The following is a 13,200-nucleotide window of genomic DNA, read 5'->3' as shown; positions in this document are numbered from 1 at the left end:
CATAAATCTTAAAAGCCGCACACAGTTGCGGCTTTTTTTATACCTGCCGTTTACCTCGGCTATGCTTATCTAATGTTTTTCAAGGAGGTAGACCATGAACATCATTGCCATCATGGGTCCACATGGCGTCTTTTATAAAGACGAGCCCATCAAGGAGCTGGAACAATCACTAAAGGATCGCGGATTTCAGCTAATCTGGCCGCACAACAGCGCTGACCTGCTGAAGGTTATCGAGCACAACCCGCGCATCTGCGGCGTCGTTTTTGACTGGGACGAATACGACCTGGAATTGTGCAGCGATATCAATCAGCTCAACGAATATCTGCCGCTGTATGCATTTATCAATACCCATTCGACGATGGACGTCAGCGCCCACGACATGCGTATGGCGCTGTGGTTCTTTGAATATGCACTCGGGGCTGCCGACGATATTGCGACGCGCATTGAACAATACACCCATGAATATCTCGATAACATCACGCCGCCCTTTACCCGCGCGCTGTTCAACTATGTAAAAGAGGGCAAATACACCTTCTGTACGCCGGGACACATGGCGGGCACGGCGTACCAGAAAAGCCCGGTCGGCTGCCTGTTCTACGATTTCTTCGGGGGCAACACGCTGAAAGCGGATGTCTCGATCTCGGTGACGGAACTCGGCTCGCTGCTGGACCACACCGGTCCGCATCTGGAGGCGGAAGAGTATATCGCCCGCACCTTTGGGGCCGAGCAGAGCTATATGGTGACCAACGGCACCTCTACCTCCAATAAGATTGTCGGGATGTACGCGGCGCCTGCCGGAAGCACGCTGCTGATTGACCGCAACTGCCACAAATCATTGGCGCACTTATTAATGATGAGCGATGTCGTCCCGCTCTGGCTGTCGCCGACGCGCAATGCGCTGGGGATTCTGGGCGGCATTCCGCGCCGTGAATTCTCCCATGCGGCAATCGAACAGAAAGTCGCAACGGTGGCTGGCGCGAGCTGGCCGATTCACGCGGTGATCACCAACTCGACCTACGACGGCCTGCTTTACAACACCAACTGGATCAAGCAAACGCTGGATGTGCCGTCGATCCACTTTGATTCCGCCTGGGTGCCCTACACCAACTTCCACCCGATTTATGCGGGCAAAAGTGGAATGAGCGGCGAGCGGGTGCCGGGCAAAGTGTTCTTCGAAACTCAGTCGACGCACAAAATGCTGGCGGCGTTCTCTCAGGCCTCGCTGATCCACATTAAAGGCGAATACGACGAAGAGACCTTCAACGAAGCCTTTATGATGCACACCACGACTTCGCCGAGCTATCCGCTGGTGGCCTCGATTGAAACGGCGGCGGCGATGCTGCGCGGGAATCCGGGCAAACGCCTGATCAATCGTTCGGTTGAGCGCGCGCTGCATTTCCGGAAAGAGGTCCAGCGGCTGAAAGATGAGGCCGACGGCTGGTTCTTTGATATCTGGCAGCCGGAAGAGATTGATGAAGCCGAGTGCTGGTCCGTCGCGCCGGGTGAGAGCTGGCACGGGTTCCGCGACGCTGATGCGGATCATATGTTCCTCGATCCGGTAAAAGTCACCATTCTGACGCCGGGGATGGACGAGCAGGGAACGATGAGCGACGACGGGATCCCCGCCGCGCTGGTGGCGAAATTCCTCGATGAGCGCGGCGTGGTGGTAGAGAAAACTGGGCCGTACAATCTGCTCTTCCTGTTCAGTATCGGGATCGATAAAACCCGTGCGATGGGGCTACTGCGGGGACTGATGGAGTTCAAACGCGCCTACGATCTCAATCTGCGGGTGAAAAACATGCTGCCGGATCTGTACGCCGAAGATCCCGATTTCTATCGCAACATGCGGATCCAGGATCTGGCTCAGGGGATCCACAAGCTGATCCGTCAGCACGATCTGCCGCGGCTGATGCTGCAGGCATTCGACGTTTTGCCGGAGATGAAATTGACGCCGCACAAGGCCTGGCAGCGTCAGGTGAAAGGTGAGGTGGAAACCATCGAACTGGAAAATCTGGTGGGACGCATCTCGGCGAACATGATCCTGCCATATCCGCCGGGCGTGCCGCTGTTGATGCCGGGCGAGATGATCACCGAGCAAAGCCGGGCGGTGCTCGACTTCCTGCTGATGCTCTGTTCGATAGGGCGTCACTATCCCGGTTTTGAAACCGATATCCACGGCGCGAAGCGTGATGAGAACGGTGGTTACTGGGTGCGAGTCTTAAAAAAGGGGTGAGCGCTTGCGTGCTCAGGGTTTTCGGTTGTAACGTTGACTCCTCATAAAAAGGAGAGGCTATGCTGGGTTTAAAACAGGTTCACCATATTGCGATCATTGCGACTGATTACGCCAAAAGTAAGGCGTTTTACTGCGACATTCTCGGGTTCACGCTGATGAGCGAAGCTTATCGCGCCGAGCGAGATTCGTGGAAAGGTGACCTGGCGTTGAACGGGCAATATGTGATTGAGCTGTTCTCCTTTCCTTTCCCGCCAGCGCGCCCATCGCGACCGGAAGCCTGCGGGCTGCGCCATCTCGCTTTCAGCGTGGACAATATCGAACAGGCGGTGAAGCATCTCGAAGGGCATGGCGTGAAGTGCGAAGCGATTCGCATCGATCCGTTTACCGACAAGCGCTTTACCTTCTTCAACGATCCCGATGGTTTGCCGCTGGAGCTTTATCAGCAGTAAAGCTTGCCATCCATGACAATGCTCGGTAATTTTCCGGGCATTGTCTTTCTGTGAAATCCCCTATGACGCAACCTGCGATCGCTCAGTCTGTTTACCCGTACCGCCAGCTGTTGGTGGGCTTTAGCGGTGGCCTGGATTCCACCGTCCTGCTGCACCGGCTGATGCTGTGGCGCGAACACCAGCCTGAGGTGCAGATCCGCGCCATACATATTCATCACGGGCTCAGCGCGCACGCCGACGAGTGGGTCGCCCACTGCGAAGCGCTTTGCCTGGCATGGAAAATCCCTTTAATCGTTGAACGCGTAACGCTTAAAGATGAAGGCCTCGGGACGGAAGCTCAGGCGCGGAAAGCGCGCTACGGCGCCTTTGAGAAATCGCTTCTGCCCGGTGAAGCGATGGTGACGGCGCAGCATCTCGACGATCAGTGTGAAACCTTTTTATTAGCGCTCAAGCGCGGAAGCGGCCCGGCGGGTTTATCCGCGATGGCTGAGCGCAGTGAGTTTGCCGGAACGCACCTGCTGCGTCCTTTACTGAGTGAAACTCGCGCGTCGCTAGAACACTGGGCGCAGGAACACAACTTGCGCTGGATAGAAGACGAAAGTAATCAGGACGACGGCTACGATCGTAACTTCCTGCGTCTGCGTATTTTGCCTGCGCTCTCGCAGCGCTGGCCTCATTTTGCCGAGGCGACGGCAAGAAGTGCGAGACTCTGCGCAGAGCAGGAGAGCCTGCTGGATGAATTGCTGAGTGAAGAACTGACAAGCCTCGTCACGGAAGAGGGGGCTCTGAGGATGGCGCCGCTGCAAGCGATGAGCCCGATGCGTCGCGGTGCGCTGCTCCGGCGCTGGCTGGCGGGTCATCACGCGCAAATGCCCTCGCGCGATATGCTCGACCGAATCTGGGATGAAGTGGTTCAGGCGCGCGAAGATGCCAATCCGTGTCTGCATCTGAATGGCTTTGAGATTCGACGCTTCAAAGAGCAGCTCTGGTGGGTGAAGCATCAGCCGTCGCTGGCAGACAACATCATCCTCTGGCCTGATATTCACGAGTCGCTGAATCTCCCACAAGGGGCGGGTTGGGTTTCTCTTGCGGCGCCCGGAAATGTGCGTCTGCCAGAATTGGGTGAAGAGGTGACGATCCGCTTTAAGGCCAGCGGGAATTTACACATTGTGGGCCGAAACGGAGGACGTAAGCTGAAAAAAATCTGGCAGGAGTGCAACGTTCCGCCGTGGCGGCGCGATACCACGCCTCTGCTTTTTTATGGTGAAAACTTGATGGCGGCGGCGGGGATCTTTGTCACGCAGGAAGGCTGGGCGGAAGAGGGTGTAAGCTTTGAATGGAAGGCGTAACGGGCAGCGCACTGCCCGTTACAGAGAATTACTCTTCGCTCACTACGACGGTGCCGATATCCGGATGACTGAAGCTGGCAATTTTATCGAGGCGAAGTTCACGCGTTGCCCCAGCGTCTTCGACGACCAGATATTCAACGTTCTTGCGTGAGACCAGATCGCTCGCTTTGGCCTTCAATTCCTCGCCGTCTTTTAACGCCAGCGACAGAACCAGGTGGTTCTGACAGGCGAGCTCGAGGTTGTCGTAGTCATCGCAGTTGATGGGTTGATAGGTATCATTCATTGACATAATCGCTCACCAGTAAATTCGCAGCAGCATACGCCGCTTTTTCCCTGACCGATTCTGAAAGGCTGGCGTCCAACGCCACTTCATTCAGCACTTTCAATACACAGCCCAACGCATCGGGGATATACCCCAGATCTCCGCTGGCAATTTCCGCATACCTTTTGCGAATTAACTCACAATAATTTTCCACATCCCCTCCTGCCAGCGCACTGACGTTACTGTGAGATACACTTAAGCCTACGAAGATAAACTCGGTTTAGCAAGGTGACTATACCATACTCATTCAAGCAATATCAGCGCCTTGATATTGCTGCGATTCACCGCGCGGTAACAGCCTTTTGGCCGGAATTTCGCTACAATGAGCGCCTGATTCGATTGGAGTTCTCTCATGGCGCTGAAAGCGACAATTTATAAAGCGGTAGTCAACGTAGCTGACCTTGACCGCAACCAGTTTCTCGATGCGTCGTTAACGCTGGCCCGTCACCCGTCCGAAACGCAGGAGCGCATGATGCTGCGCCTGCTGGCGTGGATCAAATATGCCAATGAACGCCTGCAATTTACCCGCGGATTAAGCGCGGAAGAGGAGCCAGAAGCCTGGCTGCGCAACGATCATATGGGTATCGATCTGTGGATCGAACTCGGCTTGCCGGATGAACGTCGCATCAAAAAGGCCTGCACCCAGTCCGCAGAAGTCGCGATTTTTGCCTATAATCAACGTGCTGCGGAAATCTGGTGGCAGCAGAATCAGCGCAAATGCGCGCAGTATTCACATCTTTCAGTGTGGTATCTGGATGACGAACAGCTGGCGCAACTGACCGCGTTTGCCACGCGGACCATGGCGCTGCAGGCGACGATTCAGGACGGTGCGATCTGGCTGTCTGATGCTCAGAATAATCTGGAAATTCATCTTACTGCGTGGCAGTCACCGTCATGATTGTGGTGTCCCGAACCGTTATGATTCCCGACAATGAGTTTGAGATCACCGCGATCCGGGCTCAGGGCGCGGGTGGGCAGCATGTGAATAAAGCCTCAACGGCGATTCATTTGCGCTTTGACATTCGGGCCTCCAGCCTGCCAGAGTCCTATAAAGAAGCCCTGTTGGCGGCCAGTCATCACCTCATCACCAGCGACGGGGTGATCATCATTAAAGCGCAAGAGTACCGCAGCCAGGATTTAAATCGCGAAGCCGCACTTTCCCGGCTGGTGGCGGTCATACAGGAGCTTACTGCGGTGCAAAAAAGCCGCCGGGCCACGCGACCGACGCGGGCCTCGAAAGAGCGCCGGTTGTCATCAAAAGCGCAGAAATCCACCGTAAAATCACTGCGTGGAAAAGTACGTCGGCCGCAGGAATAACGTACCAGGATTACATTGTTATAAGGAATTCATCGTGAATAAAACGATATTGTCAGTGCTGGCGGCGTCCACACTGTTCGCATTAATAGGGTGTAACAACCGCGCCGAGATGCAGACGCTGCAGCCGACGCACGCCGCAGAGTTAAAGCCGATGCAGCAGAGCTGGCGCGGCGTGCTGCCGTGCGCTGACTGCGAAGGCATTGAAACCACGCTGTTCCTGGAAAAGGACGGTACATGGGTGATGAACCAGCGCTATCAGGGCGCGAAAGAGCCTTCCTCCTTTGCGACCTACGGCAAATGGGCGCGTACGGCTGAGAAGCTGGTGCTGACGGACGCCGAAGGCGAGAAAACCTATTTCCGTGCCAAAGGCGAAGGCATGGAGATGCTCGATCGGGAAGGAAATCCGATCGAATCCCAGTTCAACTACACCTTAGCGCCGGTCAAAGCGGCTCTGCCATCTACCCCAATGGCGATGCGTGGCATGTATTTCTACATGGCCGATGCGGCAGTTTTCACCGACTGTGCAACGGGCAAGAAAGTGAGCGTGGCGAACAACGCGCAGCTGGAACGTGATTATGCCGTGGCGCGTGGAAATGACAGCAAGCCGGTACTGCTGACGGTGGACGGTCACTTTACGCTGGAGCCGAACCCGGACAGCGGTGAGATGGTCAAAACGCTGGTGGCGGATAAGAGCGCGAAGTTTGTGGCGGGTAAAGACTGCGACAGCAAGTAAGACGGAATCAGATGTGAAAAGAAAAACCCCGCCGAAGCGGGGTTTTTTATGTCTTAACCTTTGATGGCTTTCACCAGGTAATCAAGGATGTCGCCCGTCTTGATCATCTGCTTCTCGCCGCTGCGACGGTATTTGTACTCAATCTCGTCGCTGTCGAGGTTACGGTCGCCGATGACGACAGTGTGCGGGATACCGATCAGTTCCATATCCGCAAACATCACGCCTGGACGCTCTTTACGATCGTCCATCAGCACTTCAATGCCCTGCGCGCGCAGTTCGCTGTACAGCTTCTCAGCCAGCTCCTGAACACGGTAGGACTTGTGCATGTTCATCGGCAGAATCGCAACCTGGAATGGAGCGATATTGTCTGGCCAGACGATGCCGCGCTCGTCGTGGTTCTGCTCAATGGCAGCAGCCACCACGCGAGTCACGCCGATACCGTAGCAACCCATGGTCAGGATCTGGTTACGACCGTCTTCACCCTGAACGGCTGCGTTCAGCGCCTGGGAGTACTTGGTCCCAAGCTGGAAGATATGGCCCACTTCGATACCGCGTTTGATCATCAGCGTACCCTGGCCGTCCGGGCTTGGATCGCCAGCTACCACGTTACGGATATCGGCCACTTCTGGCGTCGCGGTGTCGCGATCCCAGTTGATGCCGAAGTAGTGCTTGCCGTCGATGTTCGCGCCAGCAGAGAAATCGCTCATCGCGGCAACGGTACGGTCAATCACAACCGGAATTGGCAGATTAACCGGACCCAGAGAGCCTGGGCCTGCATTGACGACGGCACGGATTTCCGCTTCGGTAGCAAAAGTCAGCGGGCTGGCGACCTGCGGCAGTTTTTCTGCTTTGACTTCGTTCAGCTCGTGATCGCCACGCACCAGCAGGGCAACCAGCGGATACGCGCTGCCTTCAACGGATTTCACCAGCAGGGTTTTCACCGTTTTCTCGATCGGCAGATTGAACTGCTCAACCAGCTCGGCGATGGTTTTGGCGTTCGGGGTGTCGACCAGCTTCATCTCTTCCGTCGCCGCCGCGCGTGGGGTGGCAGGGGCCAGCGCTTCTGCGAATTCAATATTTGCCGCGTAGTCAGAGGTGTCGGAGAAGATCACATCGTCTTCGCCGCTCTGCGCCAGTACCTGGAATTCGTGGGAGGCGCTACCGCCGATAGAACCGGTGTCAGCCTGTACCGCGCGGAAATCCAGACCCATACGGGAGAAGATCTTGCTGTAGGCGCCGTACATCACGTCGTAAGTTTCCTGCAGGGATTCCTGAGAAGTATGGAAAGAGTAGGCATCTTTCATCAGGAATTCGCGGGAACGCATCACGCCGAAGCGTGGGCGAACTTCGTCGCGGAATTTGGTCTGGATCTGGAAGAAGTTCAACGGCAGCTGTTTGTACGAGTTCAGCTCGTTACGGATCAGGTCGGTGATCACTTCTTCATGCGTTGGGCCGAGCACAAACGGGCGCTCGCCACGATCAACAAAGCGCAGCAGCTCCGGGCCGTACTGCTCCCAGCGACCACTTTCCATCCACAGGTCAGCAGGCTGAACCACAGGCATGGACACCTCGATAGCACCGGCGTTGTTCATCTCTTCACGCACGATGTTTTCGACTTTTTTCAGGACGCGCAGGCCGGTCGGCAACCAGGTGTACAACCCGGAGGCCAGCTTGCGGATCATCCCGGCGCGGAGCATCAGCTGATGGCTGATGACTTCGGCGTCGGCAGGTGTCTCCTTCAGTGTGGAGAGCAGATATTGGCTAGTACGCATGTTGTTACGGTTCCATTTCGACGATTGGACCAGGCTGAAACGTCAGACTGACACAAAAAAAGTGGTTTAGTTTACCAGTGTGGCAAAGATGCCAAAAGAGAGGAAAATAAAATTAGCGCACTTCCAGCGCAAAGACTTCAAAACCTGCCGGGGTGACGCGCCAGCGAACGTTAAAATCAAGCAACAGAACGGCGTAGGTTTTGCCTGCCTCTTCCTCTTTTCGGTATGCGGGTCGAGGGTCTTGCGCCAGGACTTCGACGATAAAATCCTTCAGGCGAGGATAGCGCTTTTCCAGGTGCAGAAGCTGCGCGTCGACATCGGGCGTAAAACCGACGGGCATATCGGCGACAGGCGCCTGCTGGGCATAGCTCGCGCGAGCGTCGGGCAGCGCTTCGGCAAAGGGCAGGTAAGGTTTGATATCCACCACCGGCGTGCCGTCGACCAGATCCAGGCTACCTAGCTGCAGAATCACCTGATCTTTCTGGCAGCGAATGTCTTTGAGCTCAACCAGCGACATCCCGACAGGATTAGGACGGAAGGTGGAGCGGGTGGCAAACACCCCCATTCTGGCATTCCCGCCGAGACGCGGAGGGCGCACCGTTGGACGCCAGCCGCCTTCCATCGTTTGATGAAAGATAAACAGCACCCACAGATGGCTGAATGCCTCAAGTCCACGCACGGCGTCGGCCTGATTATAAGGAGGAATTAAGTGAAGTTCGCCGCCACAACTTTTGACCAGGCCAGGCTGGCGCGGTACGGCAAACTTCTCTTTATAAGGCGAGCGGATAACACCTATCTGCTCAAACTGAAATGCACTCATTTCGCCGTGACGTTAAGGGCGTTGCCCATACACACAGCCTGGCGATAGCAGCCTGGCGTGCCGCTGGTCACTTCGCAGCTGTGCAGCAGAACGGCGTTAGCTTTCATTTTGGCGGCGTTGATCTGCAGACGTTTACGCGCGGTTGGGATGTTTGGCGGAGAGTCCTGATTGCTGGCCTGGCAGGATTCGCCGGTGACTTCACCCAGATCGCGGAACGGTTTGCCAATCAGATCTTCAGCTTTGGTATAGATTCTTACCGGCGCAGGGCGAGGCGCTTTCGGTTTGGCTGGCTCCACCTTCGGTGGGGTTGCAGTGCTTTTAACAGGTTCAACAGGAGATCTGCTTAGCATTGAACAGCCGCTCAGCATGAGTGCTAAAAGACAGATCGGTAAAGCACGCATAATATTTCCTCAATGAATAATCAAATCGTCAGTTATTGAATCAGTTGCCCGCATAAATGACAAGACGGGCTTTCGCCCGTCATGAATGATATTACAGAAAGGTCAGATTACCAGCCTTTAACAGCGCCGCCGTTAAACACTTTGTTGGCTTCCTGGTAAACTTCGTCAGACTGGTATGCCTGTACGAATTTTTTCACGTTTTCCGCGTCTTTGTTGTCTTCGCGGCTCACGATCAGGTTCACGTACGGGGAGTCTTTGTCTTCAACGAAGATGCCATCTTTCGCTGGCGTCAGGCCAATCTGGCTGGCGTAAGTGGTGTTGATCACGGCCAGTGCAATCTGCGCATCGTCAAGAGAACGTGGCAGCTGCGGTGCTTCCAGCTCAACCAGCTTCAGGTTTTTCGGGTTTTCAGTCACGTCCAGTACGGTTGGCAGCAAGCCCACGCCGTCTTTCAGTTTGATCAGACCCACTTTCTGCAGCAGCAGCAGGGAGCGACCCAGGTTGGTTGGATCGTTAGGAATCGCGACCTGAGAACCCGGCTGCAGTTCTTCCAGCGATTTGATTTTTTTGGAGTAGCCTGCGATTGGGTAAACGAAGGTATTCGCGACGGCAACCAGCTTGTAGCCACGGTCTTTGATCTGCTGATCCAGATACGGTTTGTGCTGGAAGGCGTTAGCGTCGATGTCGCCTTTGCTCAGCGCTTCGTTCGGCAGAACGTAATCGTTAAAGGTGACCAGCTCAACGTCCAGGCCATATTTCTCTTTTGCCACTTTCTGGGCAACTTCAGCAACCTGCTGCTCAGCGCCAACAATGACGCCCACTTTGATGTGGTTAGGATCTTTTTCGTCCTGACCGCAACCCACCAGAGCCAGAGAGCCAATCAGCGCGCCTACCGCGGCAAAGGTCTTCAATTTAAACGTCATGTCATATCCTTAATTCGTCGAGTTTGCGTTGTGTAATGTTATTTGTGAGTAACAGCCCGGACGATGCGATCGCCAGAGAATTGAATGAGATAAACCAGCACAACCAGCAATACCAGAACCGTGTTCATTACGGTAGCGTTATAACCAATATAACCGTATTGATAGCCAATCTGGCCCAGACCGCCAGCCCCAACGGCACCGCCCATCGCGGAATAACCTACCAGGGTGATCAGCGTAATGGTGGCCGCATTCACCAGGCCCGGCAATGCTTCAGGTAACAGAACTTTGCGCACGATCTGCATCGGCGTCGCGCCCATGGCACGAGAGGCTTCAATCAGACCGGTTGGAATTTCCAGCAGGGCGTTTTCAACCATACGCGCGATAAACGGTGCGGCACCCACGGTCAGCGGCACGATAGCTGCCTGCAGACCAATCGAGGTTCCCACGATGACGCGAGTAAACGGAATCATCCAAACCAGCAGGATAATAAATGGAATCGAACGGAAGATGTTTACCAGCGCAGAGAGCGTGCGGTAAAGCTTCGCGTTTTCGATAATCTGCCCCGGGCGCGTGACGTACAGCAGCACGCCAACCGGCAGGCCAATCACAAAACCAAAGAATCCTGATACGAAGGTCATTGCCAGCGTTTCCCAAACGCCGCGAACCAGCAGCCACATCATCGGCTCAGACATAACCCAGTACCTCTACTTTTACATGGTGTTCCTGCAGCCAGGCGATCGCGGCTTGCGTCTCTTCTTGTGTTCCGTGCATTTCCGTCAGCATGATGCCGAACTTCACGCCACCGGCGTAATCCATCTGCGCGCTAATAATGTTGTTGTTCACATTGAAGCGGCGAGCAGTTTCGGAAAGCAGAGGGGCGTCAACGGACTGGCCGGTGAATTCCATACGCAGCATTGGCACGCTGTCTACGCCAGACTCCGCTTTTAAGCGCGCCAGATAATCTTCCGGGATATCCAGGTGCAGCGTGGACTGAATGAACTGCTGGGCCAGAGGCGTTTTCGGATGCGAGAACACTTCGCTCACGGTGTCCTGCTCAATCAGTTCACCGTTGCTGATCACCGCCACGCAGTCGCAGATGCGCTTCACGACATCCATCTCATGGGTAATAAGAAGAATGGTCAGCCCGAGGCGGCGGTTAATGTCTTTCAATAATTCCAGGATGGAGCGGGTGGTGGCAGGATCCAGTGCGCTGGTGGCTTCGTCGCAGAGCAGCACTTTCGGATTGCTTGCCAGCGCACGGGCAATCGCCACGCGCTGTTTCTGTCCACCGGACAGGTTGGCAGGATAGCTGTCGTGCTTATCAGAAAGCCCAACCAGATCCAGCAGCTCGGTTACCCGGCGTTTCACTTCTTCTTTTGGGGTATTGTCCAGCTCAAGCGGCAGCGCGATGTTACCAAAAACGGTGCGCGAGGCCAGCAGGTTAAAGTGCTGGAAGATCATGCCAATCTGACGACGGGCCTGAGTTAATTCTTTTTCGGAAAGTTTGGTTAGCTCCTGGCCGCCGACCTGGACACTGCCTTCGGTCGGACGCTCGAGCAGGTTAACGCAGCGGATGAGCGTACTTTTACCGGCACCCGATGCGCCAATGACGCCATAAATCTGTCCAGCCGGAACGTGCAGGCTGACATTGTTCAGCGCCTGAATGGTTCGGGTCCCTTGCTGGAACACTTTGGTGATATTGGAAAGTTTAATCATTAGATTATTTTTATCGTATGTAAGTTAGCCGTGGCATTTTGTTCTGCCAGATACGGGGTTCAGCCGTAAACAAAATGGATGTTAAGGCATCCAGACGTCTAAATCAATGTCGCTCTGCGCGATGAGCACTTTCTTGCGCGGTGAAACGTGAGATAATAGCGGGACATGCCTTTTTCAGGAGCAAGCCCGTGGCAAAATCAGTACCCGCAATTTTTCTCGATCGTGACGGCACCATTAATGTCGATCACGGTTACGTTCACGAGATTGATGAGTTCGAATTCATCGACGGCGTTATTGATGCCATGCGCGAACTTAAAGCGATGGGCTATGCGCTGGTGGTGGTCACCAATCAGTCGGGTATCGCCCGGGGTAAATTTACCGAAGCGCAATTCGAAACGTTGACCGAGTGGATGGACTGGTCGCTGGCCGATCGCGACGTCGAGCTGGACGGTATCTACTATTGTCCTCATCACCCACAAGGGACGGTCGAAGAGTATCGCCAGACCTGTGATTGCCGTAAACCGCATCCGGGGATGTTTATCTCTGCGCAGGAGTTCCTGCACATTGATATGGCTTCTTCTTATATGGTGGGCGACAAACTGGAAGATATGCAGGCGGCAACGGCAGCGGGCGTAGGGACTAAAGTGTTGGTTCGCACCGGTAAGCCTGTGACCCCAGAAGCCGAAAGCGCCGCGGATTGGGTACTGAATAGCCTCGCAGAGCTGCCAAAAGCGATCAAAAAGCAGCAAAAATAGACGTTGTGTTGAAAATATGAGCGGTTGAAATAAAATTGTATTTTTCCGCTTGTCATTCCTCGGAAGCCCCCTATAATGCGCCTCCATCGACACGGCAGATGTGAATCACTTCACACTAACCACCGGGTCGGTTGAAGAGAAAAAATCCTGAAATTCAGGGTTGACTCTGAAAGAGGAAAGCGTAATATACGCCACCTCGCAACGGTGAGCGAAAGCCGCGTTGCACTGCTCTTTAACAATTTATCAGACAATCTGTGTGGGCACTCAAAGTGACATGGATTCTAACGTCGCAAGACGCTAAATGAATACCAAAGTCTCTGAGTGAACATACGTAATTCATTACGAAGTTTAATTCACGAGCATCAAACTTAAATTGAAGAGTTTGATCATGGCTCAGATTGAACGCTGGC

General features: G+C 54.6%; 15 protein-coding genes. 7 read left to right on the top strand and 8 right to left on the bottom strand.

What is annotated here, in order from left to right:
• The first annotated feature begins 94 nt into the window (after nucleotides 1-94).
• From QQF33_RS12865 to tilS, 3 genes are all read left to right on the top strand, one after another.
• Nucleotides 95-2,233 (top strand): lysine decarboxylase LdcC, encoded by a 2,139-nt coding sequence (locus QQF33_RS12865; RefSeq protein ID WP_285150689.1) that lies wholly within the window; start codon nucleotides 95-97, stop codon nucleotides 2,231-2,233.
• Nucleotides 2,234-2,292: 59 nt separating this feature from the next.
• Nucleotides 2,293-2,682 (top strand): VOC family protein, encoded by a 390-nt coding sequence (locus QQF33_RS12860; protein WP_285150690.1) that lies wholly within the window; start codon nucleotides 2,293-2,295, stop codon nucleotides 2,680-2,682.
• A 62-nt stretch (nucleotides 2,683-2,744) separates the two neighbouring features.
• Nucleotides 2,745-4,031 carry a tRNA lysidine(34) synthetase TilS gene (gene tilS, locus QQF33_RS12855; protein WP_285150691.1) on the top strand — a complete coding sequence of 429 codons (1,287 nt, stop codon included), beginning with the start codon at nucleotides 2,745-2,747 and terminating at the stop codon, nucleotides 4,029-4,031.
• A gap of 28 nt (nucleotides 4,032-4,059) precedes the next feature.
• Here tilS and rof read toward each other — a convergent pair whose 3' ends face one another.
• Both rof and QQF33_RS12845 read right to left on the bottom strand, forming a co-directional pair.
• Nucleotides 4,060-4,320, bottom strand: a complete 261-nt coding sequence (gene rof / locus QQF33_RS12850; protein ID WP_282491723.1) for a Rho-binding antiterminator — start codon at nucleotides 4,318-4,320, stop codon at nucleotides 4,060-4,062.
• Complete coding sequence (locus tag QQF33_RS12845) at nucleotides 4,307-4,507, bottom strand: YaeP family protein (RefSeq protein ID WP_282491724.1); 201 nt, start codon at nucleotides 4,505-4,507, stop codon at nucleotides 4,307-4,309. Before QQF33_RS12845 ends, rof begins: the two co-directional genes overlap by 14 nt.
• Nucleotides 4,508-4,705: 198 nt before the next feature.
• On the opposite strand from QQF33_RS12845, the gene QQF33_RS12840 reads away from it, so the two are divergent.
• Genes QQF33_RS12840 through nlpE form a run of 3 tightly spaced genes read left to right on the top strand, consistent with a single transcriptional unit; the run spans nucleotide 4,706 to nucleotide 6,403 of the window.
• Nucleotides 4,706-5,251: a YaeQ family protein gene (locus QQF33_RS12840; RefSeq protein WP_282491725.1), complete on the top strand. Its 546-nt coding sequence runs from the start codon at nucleotides 4,706-4,708 to the stop codon at nucleotides 5,249-5,251.
• Nucleotides 5,248-5,670: an alternative ribosome rescue aminoacyl-tRNA hydrolase ArfB gene (arfB, locus tag QQF33_RS12835; protein ID WP_285157978.1), complete on the top strand. Its 423-nt coding sequence runs from the start codon at nucleotides 5,248-5,250 to the stop codon at nucleotides 5,668-5,670. The genes QQF33_RS12840 and arfB overlap by 4 nt, the downstream gene beginning before the upstream one ends.
• 34 nt (nucleotides 5,671-5,704) lie before the next feature.
• The gene (gene nlpE / locus QQF33_RS12830; protein WP_285157936.1) at nucleotides 5,705-6,403 is read left to right on the top strand and encodes an envelope stress response activation lipoprotein NlpE; all 699 of its coding nucleotides are present in this window, start codon (nucleotides 5,705-5,707) and stop codon (nucleotides 6,401-6,403) included.
• Nucleotides 6,404-6,456: 53 nt separating this feature from the next.
• Here nlpE and proS read toward each other — a convergent pair whose 3' ends face one another.
• From proS to metN, 6 genes are all read right to left on the bottom strand, one after another.
• Nucleotides 6,457-8,175, bottom strand: a complete 1,719-nt coding sequence (gene proS, locus QQF33_RS12825) for a proline--tRNA ligase (protein WP_285150693.1) — start codon at nucleotides 8,173-8,175, stop codon at nucleotides 6,457-6,459.
• Nucleotides 8,176-8,287: 112 nt separating this feature from the next.
• Nucleotides 8,288-8,995 (bottom strand): tRNA (N6-threonylcarbamoyladenosine(37)-N6)-methyltransferase TrmO, encoded by a 708-nt coding sequence (tsaA, locus tag QQF33_RS12820; protein ID WP_285150694.1) that lies wholly within the window; start codon nucleotides 8,993-8,995, stop codon nucleotides 8,288-8,290.
• Nucleotides 8,992-9,396 (bottom strand): Rcs stress response system protein RcsF, encoded by a 405-nt coding sequence (gene rcsF / locus QQF33_RS12815; RefSeq protein ID WP_095280864.1) that lies wholly within the window; start codon nucleotides 9,394-9,396, stop codon nucleotides 8,992-8,994. Before rcsF ends, tsaA begins: the two co-directional genes overlap by 4 nt.
• A gap of 107 nt (nucleotides 9,397-9,503) precedes the next feature.
• A complete protein-coding gene (metQ, locus tag QQF33_RS12810) occupies nucleotides 9,504-10,319 on the bottom strand; it encodes a methionine ABC transporter substrate-binding lipoprotein MetQ (protein ID WP_095280865.1) in 816 nt (271 codons plus the stop codon).
• Between the two features lie 38 nt (nucleotides 10,320-10,357).
• Nucleotides 10,358-11,011, bottom strand: coding sequence for a methionine ABC transporter permease MetI (locus tag QQF33_RS12805; protein ID WP_003856130.1), 654 nt, complete (start codon nucleotides 11,009-11,011; stop codon nucleotides 10,358-10,360).
• Complete coding sequence (gene metN / locus QQF33_RS12800) at nucleotides 11,004-12,035, bottom strand: methionine ABC transporter ATP-binding protein MetN (protein WP_285150695.1); 1,032 nt, start codon at nucleotides 12,033-12,035, stop codon at nucleotides 11,004-11,006. Before metN ends, QQF33_RS12805 begins: the two co-directional genes overlap by 8 nt.
• A gap of 188 nt (nucleotides 12,036-12,223) precedes the next feature.
• Here metN and gmhB point away from each other — a divergent pair, with 188 nt between their 5' ends.
• Nucleotides 12,224-12,790 (top strand): D-glycero-beta-D-manno-heptose 1,7-bisphosphate 7-phosphatase, encoded by a 567-nt coding sequence (gene gmhB, locus QQF33_RS12795; RefSeq protein ID WP_282491730.1) that lies wholly within the window; start codon nucleotides 12,224-12,226, stop codon nucleotides 12,788-12,790.
• Nucleotides 12,791-13,200 lie beyond the last annotated feature (410 nt).

Origin of the sequence: Lelliottia wanjuensis, assembly GCF_030238365.1 — a bacterium.
Lineage (GTDB): Bacteria > Pseudomonadota > Gammaproteobacteria > Enterobacterales > Enterobacteriaceae > Enterobacter > Enterobacter wanjuensis.
The sequence above is the reverse complement of the archived record's forward strand: the minus strand, read 5'-3'. Positions and strand labels throughout refer to the sequence as shown.